Raw genomic sequence first — 20,433 nt, 5'->3', positions numbered from 1 at the left:
GCGGACATGAACCGAAGCGCCGTCGTGCGCGGAACGCTGCTCGCCGTGGGCGTGGTCGTGGCCACGCTCCTGATCACCCTGGTCCTCGTGGCCATGGTCTCGGCACCCGCCGGCGCGGAGCCGATCGCCGCCGCCGAGTGGCCCGCGCTGATTTACCGCATGTTGACTCCGTAGAATCGGCGGCGTGTCCCCCGCGCCCACCGCCCGCCGTCCACAGAGTTGGCATCGTCGTGCCGGAATGCCGGTGCGCGTGTGGATGGTGGTGCTCATCGGCATCGGGTTGGCGCACTTCGCGATTCCCGAGTCGCGCTGGCTCCTGGTCCACGTGTTCACCATCGGGCTGGTGGCCAACTCGATCCTGGTGTGGTCGCAGACTCTGGCCGAACGATTCCTCGGCTATCACCTGCCGCCGGAGCGTCGGCCGGTCCAACTGGCCCGCATCTACACCCTGAACCTCGGCCTCGTGGTGACCATCGTCGGCATGCTGGCGGTGCTCTGGCCGGTCACCCTGGCCGGGGCGGTGCTCATCGGCGCGGTGGTGGCCTGGCACGCGTGGGCCCTGGCACGACTCATCGTCGAGGCGCAGCGCCACCGCAGCGCAGAAGGTCAGGGCCCGGCGGAGAACGCGATCAGCGCCTGGTTCTTCGTGGCGTCGGCGTGTCTGCTCCCGTTCGGCGCGGCCGCCGGGGTGCTGTTGGCCTACGGCTTCGCCGATCCGCGGCAAGCCGGATTCCTGCTCACCCACCAGGCGTTGAACGTCCTCGGCTTCCTGGGCCTGGCGGCCGCGGGCGTCCTGCTGGTGATGTATCCCCGGCTGCTCGGCGCCACCGAAGTCCGCAACCGGCGGCGACCGTACGCGCTGATCGTGCTGCCCACCGCCATCGCGGTGATCTGCGCGGGCGCGCTCGCCGATCTGCCCGTGCTCGCCGCCGTCGGTCTCGGGCTGTACCTGGCGGGCTGGCTCCTGATCGTCGCGCCCTTCGTCCCGGTGGCCCTGCGCCACCCGCCCGATTCCTATGCGTCCGCGTCGATCTCGGCGGCGCTGCTCTGGCTGCTGGGCTCGCTGGTCGCCTACCTCGTGGTGCTGCTCACCGGCCCGTTCGACGCGGCCCGCCTGAGCCTGCTGACGGTGTGGTTCCTGGCCGGTTTCGCCGGTCAGCTGCTGCTGGGTGTGATGAGCCACCTGCTGCCCACCCTCATGGGCGGCGGTCCGGTGACCGCGGCCGGGCTCGCGGTGATGAACAAGTGGTGGCTGTGGCGCGTGCTGGTGATCAACGGCGGTCTGCTGCTGTGGCTACTCCCGCTCGGGAGTTGGGCCAAGGTCGGGCTGTCGTCGTTGGTGATGCTGGCGTACATCGCATTCCTGCCGATCATGATTCTCAGCGCCCGCGCCGCGATGGCGATCCGTCGCGGGCTCGCCGAGGAGACCGACGGTCCCGCCGCGCCCGCACGCCCGTCGGCACCTTCCCCTCAGCGCGGACTGCAGGCCGTCGCCGCCGCAGCGGCCCTGGGCTTGGTGATCTCGGTGGCCACCGCCCTCGGCGGATCGGGCACCGCGACGATCGACGCGGCCGGTTCGGTGACCCCCACCGGCCACACCGAAACCGTGCAGGTCGATGCCGTCGGCATGCGCTTCACACCGGAGACCATCACGGTGACTCCCGGCGACCGACTGGTGCTGACCGTGACCAACAAGGACACCCAGGTGCACGACCTCGTGCTCGAAACGGGTCAGAGCACCGGTCGCCTGGCCCCGGGCGCCACCGCCACCCTCGACGTCGGCGTGGTGGGGCGGCCGATCGAGGGCTGGTGCTCCATCGTCGGACACCGCCAGCAGGGCATGGTGCTGCACATCCGCACCACCGGCGACGCGCCCGCGACGGGCGACACCGGCGGACACCAGATGGACATGCCCGGCGCGGCACCCGGAGTGGACCTGAGGAAGGACCCCGGGCCGGGGTTCGTCGCCCGCGATCCGGCCCTGCCGCCCGCCCCCGCCGCAAGCACCCACAAGTACACCTTCGAGGTCACCGAGGGTCCCGGCGAGGTGGCCCCGGGCGTTCGGCAGACGCTGTGGACCTACAACGGCACGTCGATGGGCCCCACGCTGCGCGGCAGGCGCGGCGACGTCTTCGAGATCACCCTGGTCAACCACGGCACCATGGCCCATTCGGTCGACTTCCACGCCGGCATGGTCTCGCCCGACACCAACATGCGCGACATCAACCCGGGCGAACGCCTGGTGTACCGGTTCACGGCCGTCCGCACCGGTATCTGGCTCTACCACTGCGCCACCGCACCCATGCCGGTGCACCTGGCCGCGGGCATGTTCGGCGCCGTCGTGATCGATCCGCCCGAGCTGGCGCCGGTCGACGCCGAGTACCTGTTCGTGCAGTCCGAGTGGTACCTCGGGCCCGACGGCGGCCCGATCGATGCGGCCAAGGTGACCGCCGGTATCCCCGACCTGGTGATGTTCAACGGCTACGCGAACCAGTACATGCATCGCCCGCTGCGCGCGAAGGTGGGCGACCGGCTACGCCTCTGGGTGCTCGACGCCGGCCCCAACGAGCCGCTGTCGTTCCATGTGATCGGCAGCCTGTTCGACACGGTGTACGCCGAGGGCGCCTACCGCCTGCGCCGGGACGATCCGGCCGGCGGCGGTTCCCAGGCCCTCGGCCTGCTCCCGGCACAGGGCGGCTTCGTGGAGCTGACCTTCGTCGAACCGGGTACCTACACGTTCCTCAACCACCGGATGTTCGACGCCGACCGCGGGGCGATGGGCACCATCATCGTCGAGTAGCGAGGCCGATCAGCTTGCCGACGGTGCGCAGGTTGCGGGCGGTGCCGGGCACCCCGAGGCCCTTGGCGATCATCGGCGCGGAGAGCTTGGTGGCGCCCGCACCGTCGGGGTAGTCCAGGTGCAGGTCGTCGCCGATCACGGCGAGTCGTTCGCCCCCGCCGAAGTCGCGGGCGACGAAGTCCGCGACCGCCTCCGCGTCCGGGGTCCCGGCCAGAAAGCAGATGTGGCCGTACGGCGCTTCGGGGAAGTCGGGAGCGGTGGCGAACGGATACGCCGCCAGCGCGGCGGCCAGTTCGTCGACGCTGCGCGAGATCACCTCGCGGAAGAAGCCGAACTCGGTCTCGATCGCCCCCTCCAGCGCCCGATCGAAGTCGGCGGGCACGCCCGGCGGTCGCGCGATCAGGTTGCCGGAGGCGATGTAGGTGGACACGTCCGTCGCCCCGAGGTCGGCGGCGATCTCCCGCAACCGGACCATCGGCAGCTTGGCCCCGCCCACATTCACCGCGCGCAACAGGTGGACTCGGGGCTCGTCGACGCTCATGATCTCAGCTTTTCACGACCGGACGCGGCCCCGGTAGCGTTGCCTGCCATGAGCGATGCGGTGGTGGAGATCTCGACGGACGGTGCGTGCCTGGGTAATCCGGGGCCGGGCGGCTGGGGCGCGGTGCTGCGCTACAAGGGCACGGAGAAGAAGCTCTCCGGCGCCGAGGAGAACACCACCAACAACCGGATGGAACTGCAGGCCGCCATCGAAGGCCTCGCAGCGCTGACCAGGCCGTCGTCGGTGATCCTCTACACCGACTCGGTGTACGTCCGCGACGGCATCACCAAGTGGGTGGCCGGCTGGCAGCGCAACGGGTGGAAGACCGCCGCCAAGAAGCCGGTGAAGAACGACGAGCTCTGGAAGCGGCTGGTCGAGGAGGAGAAGCGGCACACCGTCCAGTGGCGGTGGGTCAAGGGCCACAACGGCGACCACTACAACGAGATCGCCGACGATCTGGCGACCTCCGCCGCGCGCTCCCTCCGCGACGGGTAGCGGTGGTTCCGCGCCCGCCGGCCCCGCCGATTCAGACCTGAATCGGCGGGAACAGCTGCACCATCGTGTACTGGCGGTTGCGCCGCGCACCCCAGGCACTGATCACCAGGCTCACCACGAGCAGACCGGCCAGGACGGCCACCGCCACCCAGAATCGGCTGTCCACGCCGCCGCTGATCATCTGCCGCATGCCGGTGACGGCGTAACTCATCGGATCCCACGGGTGCAGCACCTGCGCCGGGGTCGCGGTGGTCGGCACCGGATAGATGCCGCCGGAGGCCACGATCTGCACCATCAGGAAGGCCAGCGACATCACGCGTCCCACGGCGACGCCGAGGATCACGTTGAACATCTGCATCACCGCCAGGAACGCCGCGGAGATCAGCAACATGAAGGCCACCAGCCCCACGGCGTGCGCCGCGTTGAGGCCGACGGCGAACTGCGCCACCACGAACATCACCAGGACCTGCGCGGCGGCGATGAGGAAGGCCGGCCAGTACGACCAGAGCACCGCCCGCAGACCGCCCACTCCGGCGATCACCGGCCGCGGCTGCAGCGGCTTGATCAGCATCCAGATGATCATCGCGCCGATGAACAGCGCCAGCGTGAGGAAGAAGGGGGCGAAACCGACGCCGAAGGTGGGTGCCGGATTGTGGGTCACCTCGCGCAGCGCGACGGGGGTCGAGAGGTTGCCCGCCACGTCCTGCCGCTGCGCCGCGTCCCCGAAGTCGGGGATCGCCGAGACGCCGTCGGCCAGTCCGGTCGCGAGCCGGTTGGCTCCGTCATCGAGTTGCGGCAGTCCGGCGGCGAGTTGCCCGGCGCCTTGGGCCAGTTGATCGCTGCCGTCGGACAACTGCACCAGACCGTCGGAGAGGGCGGCCGAGCCGGTCTTCAACTGCGCGGCACCCGACCGCAGTTGCTCCACCTTCTGCGACAGGTCGCCCGATTGGAGCTGGGCCAGCAACGAGGACGAGCCGTTCGCCCCGCCCATCTGGTTCGACAGGGAACGCGCCTGCCCGGCCAGCTGCCCCAGCTCGCTGGTCAGCGCCGGGTCCACCCCGGCCCGGACCAGGACACCGTGGACCGGTTCCAGCAGGTCGGCCACCTGGCCGGCGACCCGCGCCAGTTCGGCCGCCGACGCGGCCGACGTCGACAGCGACGAGGCTTGATCCAGCAGTGGCAGCAGCGGCGCGGTGGCCGCGGCGATGCCGTCGGCCAGCTGTGCGTTGCCGGCGGCCAGCTGCGCGGCGCCCTCGCGAGCGGTGCCCATGTTGGCGGCCAGTTCGTCGGCCCCCTGCGACAGTCGCTGCGCACCGGCATTGGCCGTGCCGAGACCGTCGGCGAGCTGCCGTGCCCCGTCGGCGGCCTCGACCAGGCCGCCACCGGCACTCTGCAGACCCACCAGCACCTGGTCCACGGCCTGTTCGCCGATCTTCTCGTTCAGCGCGGCCGTCACCTGGGCCGCGGCGTTGTTACCGATCACGGTGGCCAGGTAGTTGTTGGCGTCGTTGAAGGTGAACTCGACGGTGGCCTTGTGCGGATCGGATCCGGTGGCCGAGGCGATCGCGGAGCTGAAGTCCTGCGGAATCGTGATGGTGAAGTAGTAGCGTCCGTGCGCCAGCCCGTCGGCGGCCTCGGCGGCATCCACGCTTCGCAGATCCAGTTGGCCGCTCGCCTTGAGGTTGGCGACCACTTCATCGCCGGCGGCCAGCCGCTCCCCCTGCACCTGGGCTCCGGTGTCCTCGTTCACCAGCGCGACCGGCATCTTGTTCACATCGTCGAACGGATTCCAGAACACCCAGAGGTACATCGCGCCGTACAGCAGCGGCAGCAGCACGATGGTCACGATCGCGACCCGCGGCATCACCCCCTTGGAGTACCGCTTCAGTTCGGTGCCCAGTGACATTCCAGCCAGCACGACTACTCCTCGCCTTCCGGATCGAGTTCCACGACGAGTTGCTCCCGGTACCCGAGGGCCGGATCGACGTCGTTCACGGTGCAGGTGATCACCGTCTGTTCCTGCCCCAGCGCCACCAGGCGACGCACCAGCGTGCGCTGGTTCTCGTCGCTGGTGACCTGGTCGATGTTGCCGACCACGAGCAGCGGCGGGCGACCGGTGTTGGCCAGGGCCACCCGCAGCAGCAACCCGTCCAGTTCGGACAGGTTCTCCACGTACTCGTGCAGCGGTGGCGGCGGCAGTTCACCGAACACCGGCGCGCAGAACCTCTCGTAGGTCTGCTGGTCGGTCCGGCGCACCATGCGGTACCAGGGCGCATCCCACCGCAGCTGCTCGGTCACCAGGTCGACCACGCGCACGGAGGCGTACACCGCGTCGAGATCCTCGATGGCGGCCAGGGCGGCATGCGGGAAGATCCTTCCCGCCCCGGTCCGCCCCAGCACCGTCAGCTCACCGGCCTTGGGTTTCATGCGTCCGGCCAGCGTCATCTGCAACGCGGTCCGGCCCGGACCGGCCGGGCACTGCAGGATCGTCAGACCACCGGCCGGGATGTCCAGATCCAGGGGACCGTAGACCCGCCCCCAGGGGCCGGTCTGCACCAGTCCGCGCGCGTGAACCGCCGACGGCGTCGAAGCACTCATGTCCGCCGATGCTAGACCCGGACATGCAGGTCACCGCCCCGAATACCCGTCACGGGTGGGCGAACACACCCGGCGGCGAAGCCGGTGGCACCCTTCACAGTTCGGCGATTTCGACGGCCCGCACCGCACCGAATCGCCACTTCCGACCCCTTGTTCGTGCCACAGAGAAGAGTACGGCCAAGCCCACCTGTATTGGGCGCAACTGCACGGCATCGGCGAATTCCTCGACATCGCCCTAGCTGTGATGTCCAGGGAGGTTGGTCAGTCGGGTGACCGGTGGCCGGCCTCCGAGAGCGGAGTGGGCTCGGTGGTGATTGTAGAACTGCAGCCAGGACGGTAGTCGTGAGTTGCGGGCTTCGGTGGAGTCATAGAAGCGTGCGTAGGCCCAGCCGTCGCCGAGGGCGCGGTGGAATCGCTCGATCTTGCCGTTGGTCTGAGGCCGGTAGGGCCGGGTGCGCTTGTGGGTGATTCCTAGTTTCATGCAGGCCTTGCGCCAATCGTGAGAAATGTAGGCCGAGCCGTTGTCGGAGAGCACCCGTTCAACGGTGACGCCTCGGTCGGCGAACCAGGCCACCGCGCGTTCAAGGACGCCGACGGCCGTGGCGCCTTTTTCGTCGGTGTGGATCTCGGCGTAGGCCACGCGGGAGTAGTCGTCGATGACGGTGTGCACATATGCGGTCCCGATTTTGGGCCTGTATTGACGTCCTCGTTCGCCGGTGCGGTGGGCCGTGGCTCTCGCGTTCTTTCCGCCCTGTGGCCGGCCGACGAAGCGGTGGCCGCCACGGTCGGGAATGTTGGCGAACTTGGTGACATCGACATGGATCAGTGAGCCGGGCCGCTGGTGTTCGTAGCGGCGCAGGGGTTCACCGGTGACCCGGTCGATTCGCGAGAGTCGGTTGATCCGGCAGCGCACGAGCACCGCGTGCACGGTCGAGGCCGGGATGCCGAGCCGGCCACCGATCTGGATCGGACCGAGTCGGTTTCGCCAGCGCAGTCGCACGATCTTGCGCACCAACTCAGGGCGGGTGCGGTTCGGACTCGTGCGGGGCTTGGAGCTGCGGTCGGCCATGCCAGCTGGGCCTTCGGACCGGTATCGGTCAGCCCATTTCTTAGCCGTGCGGGGCGCGACCATGAACATTTTTGCTGCCGCGGCGTAGGTCCATTTGTCGTCGACGATCAGCTTTGCCAACCGCAAACGGGTACGCGGGGTCAGGTCGCGTTAGCGTGGGACACGAAGGCCTCCTGGTTTGTGAAGCGAAGAACTAGACAGCTCCACTTCACAACCGGAGGCCTTCACCTGTCAGCCGAACTCACCAAAGCGAGTCGGGACAACCTCCCTGGACATCACACCTAGCCACTCTCGACGATGCCGGCCACCATCGACACAGCCCTTCGCCGAGGCCTCGAACGCGCCGGACACATCTCTACCAAACCGGACACACCGCCGACCGCCGCGACAAAGACGCCGCCCTCGACACCCTCGTCCGAGGACTATTCGGACAGTGCACCGTCCCCGGATGCCACCGACCCCGACGGAACCATCTGGACCTCAACCACCCTGCGCTGCGGCATCGTCGCCGACACCGCCACGGTCAACCAATGGTTGTTCCCGCAACTCGCCGACTACACCTGCCCACACCGAGCACAAGCCCCACCCACACCCACCGCACCACCGGCTTCGGCCACAGGACGCATCAGCCGCGGCGGCCTCCACGCCACCACCGCCGACAAGCACACCTGGCGCCAAGCCCGACACGCCCAACGCCGCAACCAACGCCGCAACCAACGCCGACGAGCATGGGAAACCGCCGAACCACCACCGTTCTGACCTGAGGTCGACGGGCCGGCTAAGTCGCGGGCGGTCCCGCGATGATTCCGGCGGACCGCAGGCGTGTCACGTCGGCGTCGTCGAGTCCGAGCACCTCCCGCAGCACCGGTGCGGTGTCCGCGCCCAGCGCGGCCGCCGGACCGGTGCCGGAGTAGGCCTCGTCGAGGCGCATCGGCGAGTTCGCCGAGATCACCGGGCCGACTCCGGGTTGCTCGACGGCGGCGAGCACTCGGGTCGCCTCCGGGTGCGCGGCGAACTCGGCGGCCACCTCCGCGGTGCTGCGATACGGCCCCCACAGCACGCCCGCGGCCGTCAGGGCCGCGTGGACCTGCGCCGTGGGTCGCGCGGCGAACCATGGAGCGAGCAGGGCTTCGATCCGGTCGCGCTGCGCATACCGGCCCTCATCGGTACTGAGGTCCGCCCCGGTCGAAGCCGCCAGGGCGGCAAGGGATTCCGCGGTGCCGGTCGCGGTGCCGAGCGCCGACCACTGCCGGGGAGTCAGCACCACCACCATCACGTGGTCGCCGTCGGCGGTGGCGAAATCCACCCCGAAGGCCCCGTACAGGTGGTTGCCGTGCCGGGATCGTTCGCCGCTCTCGGCCGCCTCGGAGTACCAGCCCAGATTGGCCACCGCGGCCAGCGCGACGTCGGCCAGCGCGATCTCGATCCGCGCGCCCTGGTCGGTGCGGTCGCGCCGCCGCAGCGCCGCCAGCACCGCGGACACCACCTCCTGGCCGCACAGCAGATCCCAGGCGGGCAGCACATGATTGACCGGCACGGACGACGACGCCGGCCCGGTCATGTTCGCCACCCCGCTGCCGCTGTTGACCGTGTAGTCCACCGCCGCACCGCCGTCGGCCCGCCCCTGCACCTTCACCGAGATCACGTCGGGCCGCCGGGCCGCCAGCGCTTCGTAGGAGAGCCAGTCCCGTCCGACGGCGTTGTCGACGAGAATCCCGGCGTCGGGGCCGGGCGCGGTGGCCAGCGCCAGCAGCAGGTCCCGACCGGCCTCCTCCCGCAGATTCAGTGCGACAGAACGCTTCTCACGATTGAGCGAGTTCCAGTACAGGCTCTCGCCGGTGGCTTCCGACAGCGGCCAGCGCCGATGGTCGACGTTGCCGCCCAGCGGGTCCACCCGGATCACTTCAGCGCCGAGCTGGGCCAGCGCCAGACCGGCCGACGGTCCGGCGACGAAACTGGCGAACTCGATCACCCGCACCCCGGCCAGCGGCGCCGCGAGCTCCACCGGTCAGCTCACCCGCTCGAAGACGGCGGCCAGGCCCTGCCCGCCGCCGATGCACATCGTCTCCACGCCGTACCGCGCCTCGCGCCGATCCAGTTCACGCAGCAGCGTGGCCAGGATCCGCACACCGGTGGCGCCCACCGGGTGTCCCAGCGAGATCCCGGAGCCGTTCACATTGACCCGATCCAGGTCGGCCTCGGACAGGCCGAGCGCCGTGGTGCACGCCAGGACCTGCGCGGCGAAGGCCTCGTTGAGTTCGATCAGATCGACGTCGGCCAGCCCCAGGCCGGCACGCTTCAACGCCAGGTCGGTGGCCGGAACCGGGCCGATCCCCATGCGCGAGGGCTCCACCCCGGCCACCGCCCACGACACCAATCGGGCCAGCGGCCGCAGCCCCAGTGCGGCGGCCTTGTCCCGGGTGGTCACGATGGCCACCGCCGCACCGTCGTTCTGGCCGCTGGAATTGCCCGCGGTGACCGTCGACTCCGGATCCTGCTGGGCGCGCACCGCCCGCAGCTGCGCGAGCTGCTCCAGCGAGGCATCCGCGCGCGGGTGCTCGTCACGGTCGACGACCACGGCGCCGCGCCGCCCCGGCACCTCGATCGGCACCAGTTCGTCGGCGAAGCGCCCTTCCTCGTGCGCGGCCACGGCCCGCCGGTGCGAGGCGTAGGCGAGCGCGTCCTGCGCCTGACGGCTGATGCCGTATTCGGCGCGCAGATTCTCGGCGGTCTCCAGCATGCCGCCCGGGACCGGATAGAGCTTGCCGCCTGCGGTCAGGCGCCCGCGACCGATCCGGTCGACCAGCGCGGTGTCGGCGCCCTTCAGTCCGAACCGGAGTCCCATCGCATAGTGCTCGGCCTGGCTCATCGATTCCGCGCCGCCGGCCAGCACCAGATCGCACACTCCGGTCTGCACACGCATCGCGGCGTCGAGCACCGCCTGCAGCCCGGCTCCGCACCGACGGTCCACCTGCATGCCGGGCACGCTGATGTCCAGACCCGCGTCGAGCGCGGCGACCCGGCCGATGGCCGGCGCCTCCGCGTTGGGGTAGCACTGCCCGAAGATCACGTCGTCGATGTGTGAGCCGTCGATTCCGGTGCGCGCCACCAGTTCTCGGATCACCGCGGCGGCCAGATCGGCGGGTGGAACGGCGGCGAGAGCACCCCCGTATCGACCGACGGGCGTTCTCAACGGCTCGCAGATGATGGCCTCGCGCACAGAAAGTCCCTTCACGAACGGTGAATCCCGAGCGTCCGACCTATCTCTACCACGCGCCTGTTCCCCGCCCCGGGCAGATCTGCAATGATCCGAAGATGGGCCGACTCTGCGAGACTGCTGACCTCACCGACGTCCAGCGCGACATGCTCGCCGCGGTCCGCGACTTGGTGGACTCGCAGATCCTGCCGGTGGCCACCGAGCTCGAAGCCCGCGACGAATACCCCACCGCGATCGTCGACGCGATGAAAGAGATGGGGATCTTCGGGCTCACCATCGACGAGGAGTACGGCGGCCTCGGCGAATCGCTGCTCACCTACGCGCTCGTCGTGGAAGAACTGGCCCGCGGCTGGATGAGTATCTCCGGCGTCATCAACACTCACTTCATCGTCGCCCACCTGGTGGCCCAGCACGGCACCGGTGAGCAGCGGGCCGCCTATCTCCCGCGGCTGGCCACCGGCGAGCTGACCGGCGCCTTCTCCATGTCCGAGCCGGGCCTGGGTTCCGACGTCGCCGCCATCAGCACCACCGCCGTCCGCGGCAGCGACGATCGCTACACGATCGACGGCGCCAAGATGTGGCTCACCAACGGCGGCTCGTCGTCGTTGGTGGCGGTCCTGGTGCGCACTCCCGGGGCGGGCTCCGGCGGACGGCACCGTGAGCTGACCACTTTCCTGGTGGAGAAGACTCCGGGTTTCGGCGAGGTGGCGCCCGGCCTCACCATCCCCGGGAAGATCGACAAGATGGGCTACAAGGGCATCGACACCACCGAGCTGCTGTTCGACGGTTACTCGATCGGCGCCGACAAGATCCTCGGCGGCGAGCCCGGCCGCGGTTTCTACCAGATGATGGACGGCGTGGAGGTGGGCCGAGTGAACGTGGCCGCCCGCGCCGTGGGCATGGCCCACCGCGCCTTCGAGCTGGGGATCGACTACGCCCAGGACCGCGAGACCTTCGGAAAACCGATCGCCGAACACCAGGCCGTGCTGTTCCGCCTCGCCGAGATGGGTACGAAAGTCGAAGCGGCACACCAGATGGTGGTGCGCGCCGCGCGAATCAAGGACTCCGGTCAGCGCAACGACCTGGAAGCGGGCATGGCCAAGTACCTGGCCGCCGAATACTGCCACGAGGTGGTCGAGGACGCCTTCCGGATCCACGGCGGCTACGGCTTCGCGAAGGGCTTCGAGATCGAACGCCTCTACCGCGAGGCCCCCATGCTCCTGATCGGCGAGGGCACCGCCGACATCCAGCGCATGATCATCGGCCGCCGCCTTCTGGAGGACTACGCCAAGTAGCCCGCCCCGACCCCGCTCCGCTCTCCCTCTCGAAAGGCCCTCATGTCCCAGGTCAGCGCTGACGACTTCGCCACCATCCACGCCGCGGTCCGGGACTTCATCCGCACCGCCGTGGTCCCCCGGGAGGCGGAGATCGCCGACGGCGACGCCGTCCCCGAGGACCTCCGACGGGCCGCCAAGGACATCGGCCTGTTCGGCTACGCGATCCCGCAGGAGTACGGCGGCCTCGGTCTGGACCTGGCGCAGGACGTCGAGCTGGCCCAGGAGTTCGGGTACACCAGCCTCGCGCTGCGCTCCATGTTCGGCACCAATAACGGCATCGCCGGCCAGGTGCTGGTGAACTTCGGCACCGATCAGCAGAAACAGCAGTGGCTCGGTCCGATCGCCTCCGGCGACGTGGTGGCGTCGTTCGCGCTCACCGAACCGGGCGCCGGATCCAACCCCGCGGGCCTGCGCACCAAGGCGGTCCAGCAGGCCGACGGCAGCTGGATCCTCAACGGCAGCAAGCGATTCATCACCAACGCGCCGCTGGCCGACTTGTTCGTCACCTTCGCCCGGGTGCGGCCCGCGGACGACGACGGTCCCGGAATCGCCGTGTTCCTCGTGCCCGCCGAGGCCGCGGGTGTTTCGGTGGCGCCCCGCGACAAGAAGATGGGACAGGAAGGCGCCTGGACCGCCGACGTCCACTTCGACTCCGTCGCGGTCGACGATGCGGCGCTGGTCGGCGGCAACGTCGACGTCGGCTACCGCGCCGCGATGACCTCGCTGGCCCGCGGCCGCGTGCATATCGCCGCGCTGGCCGTCGGATCCGCGCAGCGCGCGCTCGACGAATCCCTCCGTCACGCCGCGGTGACCACCCAGGGCGGTCAGCCGATCGGCGACTTCCAGCTGGTCCAGGCCATGCTCGCGGACATGGCGACGGGCGTGATGGCCGGGCGAGCACTGGTCCGCGAGGCCGCGGCCGCCTGGGTCGCGGGCACTGATCGACGGATCGCGCCGTCGGCCGCGAAACTGTTCTGCACCGAGATGGCCGGCGACGTCGCCGACAAGGCGGTCCAGGTGCACGGCGGCAGCGGCTACATGCGTGACTCCACCGTGGAGCGGATCTATCGTGACGTGCGACTGCTCCGTCTGTACGAGGGCACCAGTGAGATTCAACGTCTGATCATCGGCGGCGGCCTGGTCCGCCAGACCCGTAAGGAGACCAACGCATGACCACTCTGCTCGACGGCAAGGTCGCCGTCATCACCGGCGGCGCCCAGGGCATCGGCCTCGCGATCGCCGAACGCTTCGTCGCCGAGGGCGCCAAGGTGGTGCTCGGCGACCTGAATATCGAAGCCCTCGACGCGGCCGTCGACGCGCTCGGCGGCACCGACGTGGCCGTCGGCGTCCGGTGCGACGTGACCTCGTCCGAGCAGGTGCAGGCGCTGGTCGACGAGGCGGTCGCCGCCTTCGGCGCGCTCGACGTGATGGTGAACAACGCCGGCATCACCCGCGACGCCACCATGCGGAAGATGACCGAGGAGGACTTCGACCTCGTGGTGGCCGTCCACCTGAAGGGCACGTGGAACGGCACCCGTGCCGCGGCCGCGCACATGCGCGAGCACGGCGGCGGCGCCATCGTGAACATGTCCTCGATCTCCGGCAAGGTGGGCCTCCTGGGGCAGACCAACTACTCGGCCGCGAAGGCCGGCATCGTGGGTCTCACCAAGGCCGCCGCCAAGGAGGTCGCGCACCTCGGTGTCCGGATCAACGCGATCGCGCCGGGCCTGATCCGCACCGCGATGACCGAGGCCATGCCGGAGCGCATCTGGGAGTCCAAGATGGCCGAGATCCCGATGGGCCGCGCCGGTGAACCCAGCGAGATCGCTTCCGTCGCACTGTTTCTCGCGAGCGACCTGTCGTCGTACATGACCGGCACGCTCACCGAGGTGACCGGTGGCCGCCATCTCTAGTCGCTCGGGCGACGCGGAGTGGGCGCCGCACACCGTCGTCAGCGAGGAGTACCTCGACCCGGCACCGGTCGCCGCGCTGGCCGCCCTGCTCGACGACGGACTCCCCGCCCCCCGCGTCGGCGACGTACTGCCGCCGCTGTGGCACTGGGTGGCCCTGCCCCGCTGGTCGCCGTCGTCGCTGCTCGCGGTCGACGGCCACCCGTTCAAGGGCTCGTTCCTGCCGCCGGTGGAGTTGCCGCGGCGGATGTTCGCCGGCGGCACCGCAGCCTTTCCGGGCACGCTGCGGGTCGGCGACACGGTTCGCCGGGAGGCCCGCGTCGAGTCGGTCACCGAGAAGCACGGCCGCAGCGGCACGCTCGTGGTGGTGGTCGTCGGTATCGAGCTCTACGCGCCGGACGGCACCCTCGCGGTGACCGAACAGCAGAACCTCATCTACCGGGAAGCGGCCGCCGTCACCGGCGAGCCGCCGAGCCCGGAATCGGCCGCCGCGCTGGTTCCCTGCGGACCGGCCGTGGTGCCCGACGGCCCCGACCGATGGCGGCTGGTGACCGACCCAACGCTGCTCATGCGGTTCTCTGCAGCGACCGCGAACGCGCACCGCATCCACTACGACTGGCCGTACGCGACCGGGGTGGAGGGCTACCCCGGACTCGTGGTGCACGGGCCGCTGATGACCTTGGCGCTCGCCGAAACCCACCGTCTCGGCGACGACGACCGGCACATCGCCGGCCTGGCCCACCGCAATCTGGCACCGTTGTTCTGCGCGGAACCCGCAGTGCTGCAGTCCGTTCCGAGCGAGAGCGGCACCGCGGTCTCCGTGGTCACCCACACCGACCCGGACGCCGAGCCCCGCGTCCACACCACCCTCGACCTCACCTTCGACACCCCAGGAGCATCATGACCCGCGTATTCAGCAGCCTCGACGACGTCCGCGCCGCCATCGGCGAAGAGATCGGCCCCGGCACCCCGATCACTGTGGAACAGAGTCGGATCGACGCCTTCGCCGACGCCACCGGCGATCACCAGTGGATCCACGTCGATCCGGAGCGCGCCGCCGCCGGGCCCTACGGCGCCACCATCGCGCACGGCTACCTCACGCTGTCGTTGCTGCCGCTGTTCGGCGCCGACCTGTTCACCATGGACTTCGGCGGTGCACGCATCAACTACGGCGTCAACAAGGTCCGCTTCCCGGCCCCGGTTCCGGTGAACAGCGTGTTGACCGCGACCGCGACCGTCACCGAGGTGGCCGACGGCCCGGCCGGAGCGATGATCACGATCAAGTACGTCGTCACCGCCGACGGCGCGGCCAAACCCGCTCTCGTCGCCGAGACCCTGGTCGTCGTCACCCCCTGACCCACAGCCCTGCGCCGAGGAGCGCAGGTCCACGCCGAACGTCGCAGACCGGTTCACGAAACTGTTGCCTTTGACGATCGCAGCCCACCAAAGGCAACAGTTTCGCGGCGCACCCCCGAACGGATCCCCGGGCTGCGCTCAGATCGCGTTGCGCGCGATCAGTTGCGCGGCGATCACATTGCGCTGGATCTCGTTGGTGCCCTCGCCGACGATCATCAGCGGCGCGTCGCGGAAGTAGCGTTCCACCTCGTACTCGCGGGAGTAGCCGTAGCCGCCGTGCACGCGCACCGCGTCGAGCGCGATGGCCATCGCCGTTTCGGAGGCGAACAGCTTGGCCATGCCGGCCTCCATGTCGGCGCGCTCGCCGCGATCGAGCTTGTCGGCCGCGTCCAGCGTCAGCAGGCGCGCGGCCTGCTGCTTGGTGGCCATGTCGGCCAACAGATTGCCCACCGACTGGTGCTTCCAGATCGGCTTACCGAAGGACTCGCGCTCCTGCGCATATTTCACCGCGGCCTCCAGCGCGGCCTGCCCGACGCCGAGCGCGCGCGAAGCCACCTGGATGCGACCCATCTCGAGTCCGCGCATCATGTGGCCCCAGCCGAGATTCGCCTCACCGCCGAGCACGGCACTCGCGGGCACGAACATCTCATCAAAGACCAGCTCACAGGCCTCCACGCCGCGATAGCCCAGCTTGGGCAGCTTCTTGGAGATCGTCATGCCGTCGCCCGGCTCCACCAGAATCACGCTCATCCCGCGGTGCGCGGACTCGGCCGAGCGATCAGTGATGCACAGCAGCCCGATCAGGCCCGAGTGCGCCGCGTTCGAGATCCACGTCTTGGAACCGGTGATCGAGTAGCCACCCTCGACCGGAGTCGCGAACGTGCGCATGGCCTGCAGATCGCTGCCACCGCTGGGCTCGGTGAGCGCCATCGTGGCCCGCATCCGGCCGTCGGCCATCTGCGGCAGCAGCCGCTCCTTCTGTTCCTGCGTGCCGAACGTCTTCACCAGGAAGCTGATCACCGAGTGTCCGCCGATCGCGCCGGCCAGGCTCATCCAGCCGCGCGCCAATTCCTCGGTGACCGCCGAGAAACATGCGGTGCTGACGTCGACGCCGCCGTACTCGGCCGGGACCAGGAGGCCGAAGAAGCCGAGGGTCTTCATCTCCTCGATGAATTCTTCGGGATAGATGTCGTCCTGTTCGTAATCGCGTACGCGACCCACGACCCGCTGATCGACGAAGTCGCGCACCAACGCGACCATCTCCAGCTCGTCCGCACTTAACGCCACCGACCGACCTCGATTCCCGGAGCACCCGACGCACGCCGATATGTCTCCGACACTACAAAGTGGTCGCGGGCGGCCTCAGGTCACCCGTTGCGCGCGCCGTAGATCTTCTCGTACTGCGTCTTGAGGTGTTCGGCTTCCGCGCGCTGCCGGTACGTCTCCGGAGTGTTGCCCAGACCGTGCTTCTGGAGGCGGCGGACGCGATTCTGATCCATATACGACACCGAGAAGATCAGCGCCAGGCAGGCGCCCAGCAGCACCATCAGCAGGCGCACCCAGACCGGCCCGCTCGGGAAGGCGAAGAACAGCACCAGGTACACGGGAACGAAGGAGACCTGCGACCGAATCATGTGCCGGAGGAAGGCGTGCGGACCCATCAGGTCGTTCGCCACCCAGTCCGTCTGGCTCTCGGGCAGCTTGGCCCCGTACACGTAGCCGATCCACTGGATCGGATTCGGTCGCTTGCTCATCGCGGCGCGCTTTCTGCTGGGGAAGATAGATCGTGCGCTATCGAGTATGCCACCCGCGGCGGGTGCAATTCAATCGCGCACGATCTATATCGGCGAAGCGGCTAGACTGAAGCCATGGAGAGCACCGCCTTCGACGAGAACCCCCTGCTCCTGGAGAGCCAGGTGTGCTTCGCGCTGGCCGTCGCCAACCGCTCCGTACTGAAGATCTATCGCCGGGTGCTCGAGCCGCTCGGGCTCACCCATCCCCAGTATCTGGTGATGCTCGCCCTCTGGGAGCACGCGCCGCTGCCGGTCAAGGAGATCGGCAGACTGCTGCAGCTCGATTCGGCGACGCTCTCGCCGCTGCTCAAGCGCCTCGAAACAGCCGGTCTGATCGAACGACGACGCCGCGACGACGACGAGCGCAGCGTCGACATCGTCCTCACCGCCGCCGGCACCGATCTCCGGACGCAGGCGCTGGAGGTCCCCGGCCAGGTGGTGGCCGCGCTCGGTGTCTCGCTCGACGACCTCGGCGAACTGCACGACGTGCTGACCCGCGTCAACGCGGCCGCCTTGGCCGCCGAGGCCGCTGCGGTCTGAGCCGCGATCGGCCCGGAGCTCAGGCTTTGAGCGGCCCGGCCACCAGCTCGTGGGCGGCGGCCTGGCCGTCGATCAGACGGCTGGTCCGACGCTGCACCCGCCACGTGCCCGAACCCCGTTGCAGCGCCCAATGATTGGCGGTGGCACGGGCGACGGCGAAGCGCGGACTGCCCGACTCGGTGGCGCGATGCGCGATGAGCAACGAGTATCCGACGGCCACGGCGGAATCACCGTCGACCTGCACGTGCACCGGACCCTGGAAGTGCGCGCAGCCGCCGGCGATGAGGCCCTGGTGCGGGGCCGACCGCACCATCTCGGCCACGGCAGCGGCCCCGTCCATCAGATAGGCGTCCACCTCGTAGACGCCGTCGTCGAGCCACAGCGACGCCACCTCGGCGTCGGCCCCGTCGTCGACGAGCGGACCGTACGAGGCGATCAACGCCGCGATCTCCCGTTCGTCCTCAAGTCGGCGCAGCCGCGCTTCGAGTTCGGCCAGCCGTGCTTCGATCCCGCTCATGCCGTCTCCAGTTCCGCGATCTGCGCGAGCGCCTCGAGCGCCTCAAGGTAGTCGTCCACCGAGTCCGCCCGCACCCCGGCGTTGATCACCGTGGCCCCGGCAGCCACGGCGCCGGTCAGCGCGCGGGCCGCACCGTCCGGATCGCCGAGCGGATCCAGGGGTGCGGTGCCGAGCACCACGTCGAACCCCGACGGCGGGGACATCTCGTCGAGCATCTCGGTCACCTGCCGACGCCCCAGCGCGAACGGCGTCCAGCCGTCACCGAGATCGATGGCGCGACGCAGCGACCGGCGGGTGCGTCCGCCGATCCACAGCGGCATGCCCTCGGCGGCGGGGTGCGGATCCACCTGCATACCGCTGAAGCTGTAGTGCTCCCCGGCATACTCGGGCTCGGCGGACCCGAAGGAGGCCCGCAGCGCGCGCAGCGCATCGTCGGCCCGAGCGCCGCGTCCGGCGAAGGTCGCGCCGAGCAGTTCGAACTCCTCGGCCAGGGAACCGACGCCCAGGCCGAGCGTCACCCGCCCGCCGCTGACCAGGTCGAGCGTGCCGTAACGCTTGGCGATCTCCAGCGGGTGGTGATAGCCCAGCACCAGCACCTGCGTGAAGAACCGGATGCGCTGGGTCTGCCCGGCGAGGAAACCGAACGTCGACAGCGGATCCCAGTACGTGCCGCCGCGTTCGGCGGCGACGGGGGTCGGCACCGCGACGTGTTCGCTGCACGTCAGGTGCGCGAAACCGAGCCGGTCGGCGGCCTGCGCGATCCGGGCCAGTTCGGCCGGTCCGGCGGTGGCCTCCCACGGCGCGGCCACCCCGGGCAGCCGGGTCACGATCGGCGTCGCCAACCCCACGCGCACGTCAGGACTCCGATCCGCCGCGCGGGACGCGGGCGAGCAGCTTCTCCATCATCCGCTGCTGACCCAGCAGCAGTTCGGCGCGGTTGTGCCCGCTGCTGGCGTGCACGCGGGCCTCGTTGCCGCCGGCGATGTGGATGGGACCGTTCTTCAGGTTCGCCAGACCCTCGCGGGCCACGTCCTCGGGCTCGGCCGCGTCGATGCCGGGCACGTCGAAGTCCAGGCCGGCACGCGCCATGGCCGGGGTGCGGGTGACGCCGAGGACCAGTTCGAGCACGTCGACGTTGTAGGCACGCATCTCCAGCCAGAGCGACTCGGCCCAGGCGCGGCCGAAGGCCTTGACACCCGAGTAGACGCTCAGCGTGGGCCCGCCCAGGTAGCCGCTCATGGAGCCGACCAGCAGGATGCCGCCGCGCCCCGCCTCGGCCATGGCCGCGCCGTAATGACGGACCAGCGCCAGCGGCGCGGTGATGTTCAGATCGATCACCTGCTGGAAGCCGTCGAGGTCGCCGGAGATGAACTCGTTGCCGTAGGAGTTGGCCCCGGCGTTGTAGATCAGCAGCCCCACCTCGAGGTCCACGGTCAGTTCCTGGATCGCGGTGATCGCGGCCCGGTCCGTGAGATCGGCCGACAGGGTGCGCACACCCACGCCGCGCGCCCGCACGGCCTCGGCGGTCTCCTCCAGCGGACCGGGCTTGCGCGCGATCAACACCAGGTTCACCCCGGCGTCGGCGAGCTGCTCGGCGAAGGCGCGTCCGACGCCCTCGGAGCCTCCGGCGATGACCGCCCACGGTCCGTACTGACTCAGCTCTGTCATTGCAGGGTCCTCTCGGAAGGGTTCACTTCAGACCTTCACACTGACACACGTTCTCATTCCGAGCCTATGGCACCCTGGAACCGTGCGATGAGAGCGAGGAGGGCATCGATGAGCGGTGCGGATCAACCACCCCCGATGGATCACGACGCGGGCCCCGACGGGCCCGATCTCCTGCCCGGCGCCGTCGATGCGCGCTTCACCCTCGCCTCCGAACGCACCATGCTCGCGTGGCTGCGCACGGCCCTCGGGCTGATCGCCGCGGGCGTCGCGGTGCTGCATCTGCTGGAGCCGATGGGCGAGGACACCGCGCGCACCGGCCTCGGTATCGCGCTGCTCATCGTCGGCGCGGCCACCGCGATCGTCGGGGCACTGCGCTGGTACGAGATCGACCGGGCCCTCAAACGCGGCGGTCCGCTGCCGGGCCCCTGGCCCATCTGGACGTTGACCGGCCTGATCGTGGTGGTGGCGATCGGCTTCGCCTTCTGGACCTAGTGTCTCGTGTCGTTAATTAGTTGAGGGTTTGTCGCCTGCGATAATGGGATATGGCGAATTCTCCGGCTCCGGCGCTGCAATTGCGTGAGGGCGATGCTGC

Annotated in this window: 20 protein-coding genes and 1 pseudogene; 10 read left to right on the top strand and 11 right to left on the bottom strand. The window is 69.6% G+C overall.

Annotated elements, in window-relative coordinates:
* Positions 1–6: 6 nt before the first annotated feature.
* Entirely contained in the window at positions 7–174 is a 168-nt protein-coding gene (locus ACFFJD_RS12295; RefSeq protein WP_382364528.1) for a hypothetical protein, read from the top strand.
* A gap of 10 nt (positions 175–184) precedes the next feature.
* The gene (locus ACFFJD_RS12290; protein WP_382364526.1) at positions 185–2,800 is read left to right on the top strand and encodes a multicopper oxidase domain-containing protein; all 2,616 of its coding nucleotides are present in this window, start codon (positions 185–187) and stop codon (positions 2,798–2,800) included.
* Here the strand turns inward: ACFFJD_RS12290 and ACFFJD_RS12285 are convergent.
* A complete protein-coding gene (locus ACFFJD_RS12285; RefSeq protein WP_382364524.1) occupies positions 2,787–3,341 on the bottom strand; it encodes a DUF1697 domain-containing protein in 555 nt (184 codons plus the stop codon). The two genes, ACFFJD_RS12290 and ACFFJD_RS12285, sit on opposite strands and share 14 nt — an antisense overlap.
* A gap of 48 nt (positions 3,342–3,389) precedes the next feature.
* Between ACFFJD_RS12285 and rnhA the strand changes: the two genes are divergently transcribed.
* Complete coding sequence (rnhA, locus tag ACFFJD_RS12280) at positions 3,390–3,836, top strand: ribonuclease HI (RefSeq protein ID WP_382364522.1); 447 nt, start codon at positions 3,390–3,392, stop codon at positions 3,834–3,836.
* 31 nt (positions 3,837–3,867) lie between these two features.
* Here the strand turns inward: rnhA and ACFFJD_RS12275 are convergent, their stop codons facing one another.
* The 5 genes and pseudogenes from ACFFJD_RS12275 to ACFFJD_RS12255 form a co-directional block, all read right to left on the bottom strand.
* A complete protein-coding gene (locus tag ACFFJD_RS12275) occupies positions 3,868–5,754 on the bottom strand; it encodes a YhgE/Pip family protein (RefSeq protein WP_382364520.1) in 1,887 nt (628 codons plus the stop codon).
* A 2-nt stretch (positions 5,755–5,756) separates the two neighbouring features.
* Positions 5,757–6,434, bottom strand: coding sequence for a hypothetical protein (locus ACFFJD_RS12270; RefSeq protein WP_382364518.1), 678 nt, complete (start codon positions 6,432–6,434; stop codon positions 5,757–5,759).
* Between the two features lie 235 nt (positions 6,435–6,669).
* Positions 6,670–7,667: pseudogene (locus tag ACFFJD_RS12265) on the bottom strand (IS481 family transposase).
* Positions 7,668–8,281: 614 nt separating this feature from the next.
* A complete protein-coding gene (locus ACFFJD_RS12260; RefSeq protein WP_382364516.1) occupies positions 8,282–9,508 on the bottom strand; it encodes a CoA transferase in 1,227 nt (408 codons plus the stop codon).
* Positions 9,509–9,511: 3 nt separating this feature from the next.
* Positions 9,512–10,723: an acetyl-CoA C-acetyltransferase gene (locus ACFFJD_RS12255; protein WP_382364647.1), complete on the bottom strand. Its 1,212-nt coding sequence runs from the start codon at positions 10,721–10,723 to the stop codon at positions 9,512–9,514.
* Between the two features lie 95 nt (positions 10,724–10,818).
* On the opposite strand from ACFFJD_RS12255, the gene ACFFJD_RS12250 reads away from it, so the two are divergent.
* Genes ACFFJD_RS12250 through ACFFJD_RS12230 form a run of 5 tightly spaced genes read left to right on the top strand, consistent with a single transcriptional unit; the run spans position 10,819 to position 15,323 of the window.
* On the top strand, positions 10,819–12,015 hold the full coding sequence (locus ACFFJD_RS12250; protein ID WP_382364514.1) for an acyl-CoA dehydrogenase family protein: 1,197 nt from the start codon (positions 10,819–10,821) through the stop codon (positions 12,013–12,015).
* A 42-nt stretch (positions 12,016–12,057) separates the two neighbouring features.
* Positions 12,058–13,230, top strand: coding sequence for an acyl-CoA dehydrogenase family protein (locus tag ACFFJD_RS12245; protein ID WP_345313668.1), 1,173 nt, complete (start codon positions 12,058–12,060; stop codon positions 13,228–13,230).
* Entirely contained in the window at positions 13,227–13,970 is a 744-nt protein-coding gene (gene fabG, locus ACFFJD_RS12240) for a 3-oxoacyl-ACP reductase FabG (RefSeq protein ID WP_345313669.1), read from the top strand. Before ACFFJD_RS12245 ends, fabG begins: the two co-directional genes overlap by 4 nt.
* On the top strand, positions 13,954–14,871 hold the full coding sequence (locus ACFFJD_RS12235; protein ID WP_345313670.1) for an HTD2 family dehydratase: 918 nt from the start codon (positions 13,954–13,956) through the stop codon (positions 14,869–14,871). The genes fabG and ACFFJD_RS12235 overlap by 17 nt, the downstream gene beginning before the upstream one ends.
* Positions 14,868–15,323: a MaoC family dehydratase gene (locus tag ACFFJD_RS12230; protein WP_382364511.1), complete on the top strand. Its 456-nt coding sequence runs from the start codon at positions 14,868–14,870 to the stop codon at positions 15,321–15,323. The genes ACFFJD_RS12235 and ACFFJD_RS12230 overlap by 4 nt, the downstream gene beginning before the upstream one ends.
* 138 nt (positions 15,324–15,461) lie before the next feature.
* On the opposite strand, the gene ACFFJD_RS12225 is transcribed toward ACFFJD_RS12230, so the two are convergent.
* Complete coding sequence (locus ACFFJD_RS12225) at positions 15,462–16,610, bottom strand: acyl-CoA dehydrogenase family protein (protein ID WP_246992937.1); 1,149 nt, start codon at positions 16,608–16,610, stop codon at positions 15,462–15,464.
* A gap of 80 nt (positions 16,611–16,690) precedes the next feature.
* Positions 16,691–17,077, bottom strand: a complete 387-nt coding sequence (locus ACFFJD_RS12220) for a DUF5313 family protein (RefSeq protein ID WP_246992939.1) — start codon at positions 17,075–17,077, stop codon at positions 16,691–16,693.
* Between the two features lie 114 nt (positions 17,078–17,191).
* Between ACFFJD_RS12220 and ACFFJD_RS12215 the strand changes: the two genes are divergently transcribed.
* Positions 17,192–17,656, top strand: coding sequence for a MarR family winged helix-turn-helix transcriptional regulator (locus ACFFJD_RS12215; RefSeq protein ID WP_382364508.1), 465 nt, complete (start codon positions 17,192–17,194; stop codon positions 17,654–17,656).
* 19 nt (positions 17,657–17,675) lie between these two features.
* Here ACFFJD_RS12215 and ACFFJD_RS12210 read toward each other — a convergent pair whose 3' ends face one another.
* The 3 genes from ACFFJD_RS12210 to ACFFJD_RS12200 are packed head-to-tail and all read right to left on the bottom strand — an operon-like array spanning position 17,676 to position 19,841.
* Entirely contained in the window at positions 17,676–18,173 is a 498-nt protein-coding gene (locus tag ACFFJD_RS12210; RefSeq protein WP_382364506.1) for a nuclear transport factor 2 family protein, read from the bottom strand.
* A complete protein-coding gene (locus ACFFJD_RS12205) occupies positions 18,170–19,027 on the bottom strand; it encodes an LLM class F420-dependent oxidoreductase (RefSeq protein ID WP_382364504.1) in 858 nt (285 codons plus the stop codon). Before ACFFJD_RS12205 ends, ACFFJD_RS12210 begins: the two co-directional genes overlap by 4 nt.
* Before the next feature lies 1 nt (position 19,028).
* Entirely contained in the window at positions 19,029–19,841 is an 813-nt protein-coding gene (locus ACFFJD_RS12200; RefSeq protein WP_382364502.1) for an SDR family NAD(P)-dependent oxidoreductase, read from the bottom strand.
* 108 nt (positions 19,842–19,949) lie between these two features.
* Here ACFFJD_RS12200 and ACFFJD_RS12195 point away from each other — a divergent pair, with 108 nt between their 5' ends.
* Positions 19,950–20,333 carry a YidH family protein gene (locus ACFFJD_RS12195; RefSeq protein ID WP_382364500.1) on the top strand — a complete coding sequence of 128 codons (384 nt, stop codon included), beginning with the start codon at positions 19,950–19,952 and terminating at the stop codon, positions 20,331–20,333.
* Positions 20,334–20,433 lie beyond the last annotated feature (100 nt).

This window comes from Gordonia phosphorivorans (assembly GCF_042432625.1).
GTDB lineage: Bacteria > Actinomycetota > Actinomycetes > Mycobacteriales > Mycobacteriaceae > Gordonia > Gordonia phosphorivorans.
The sequence above is the reverse complement of the archived record's forward strand: the minus strand, read 5'-3'. Positions and strand labels throughout refer to the sequence as shown.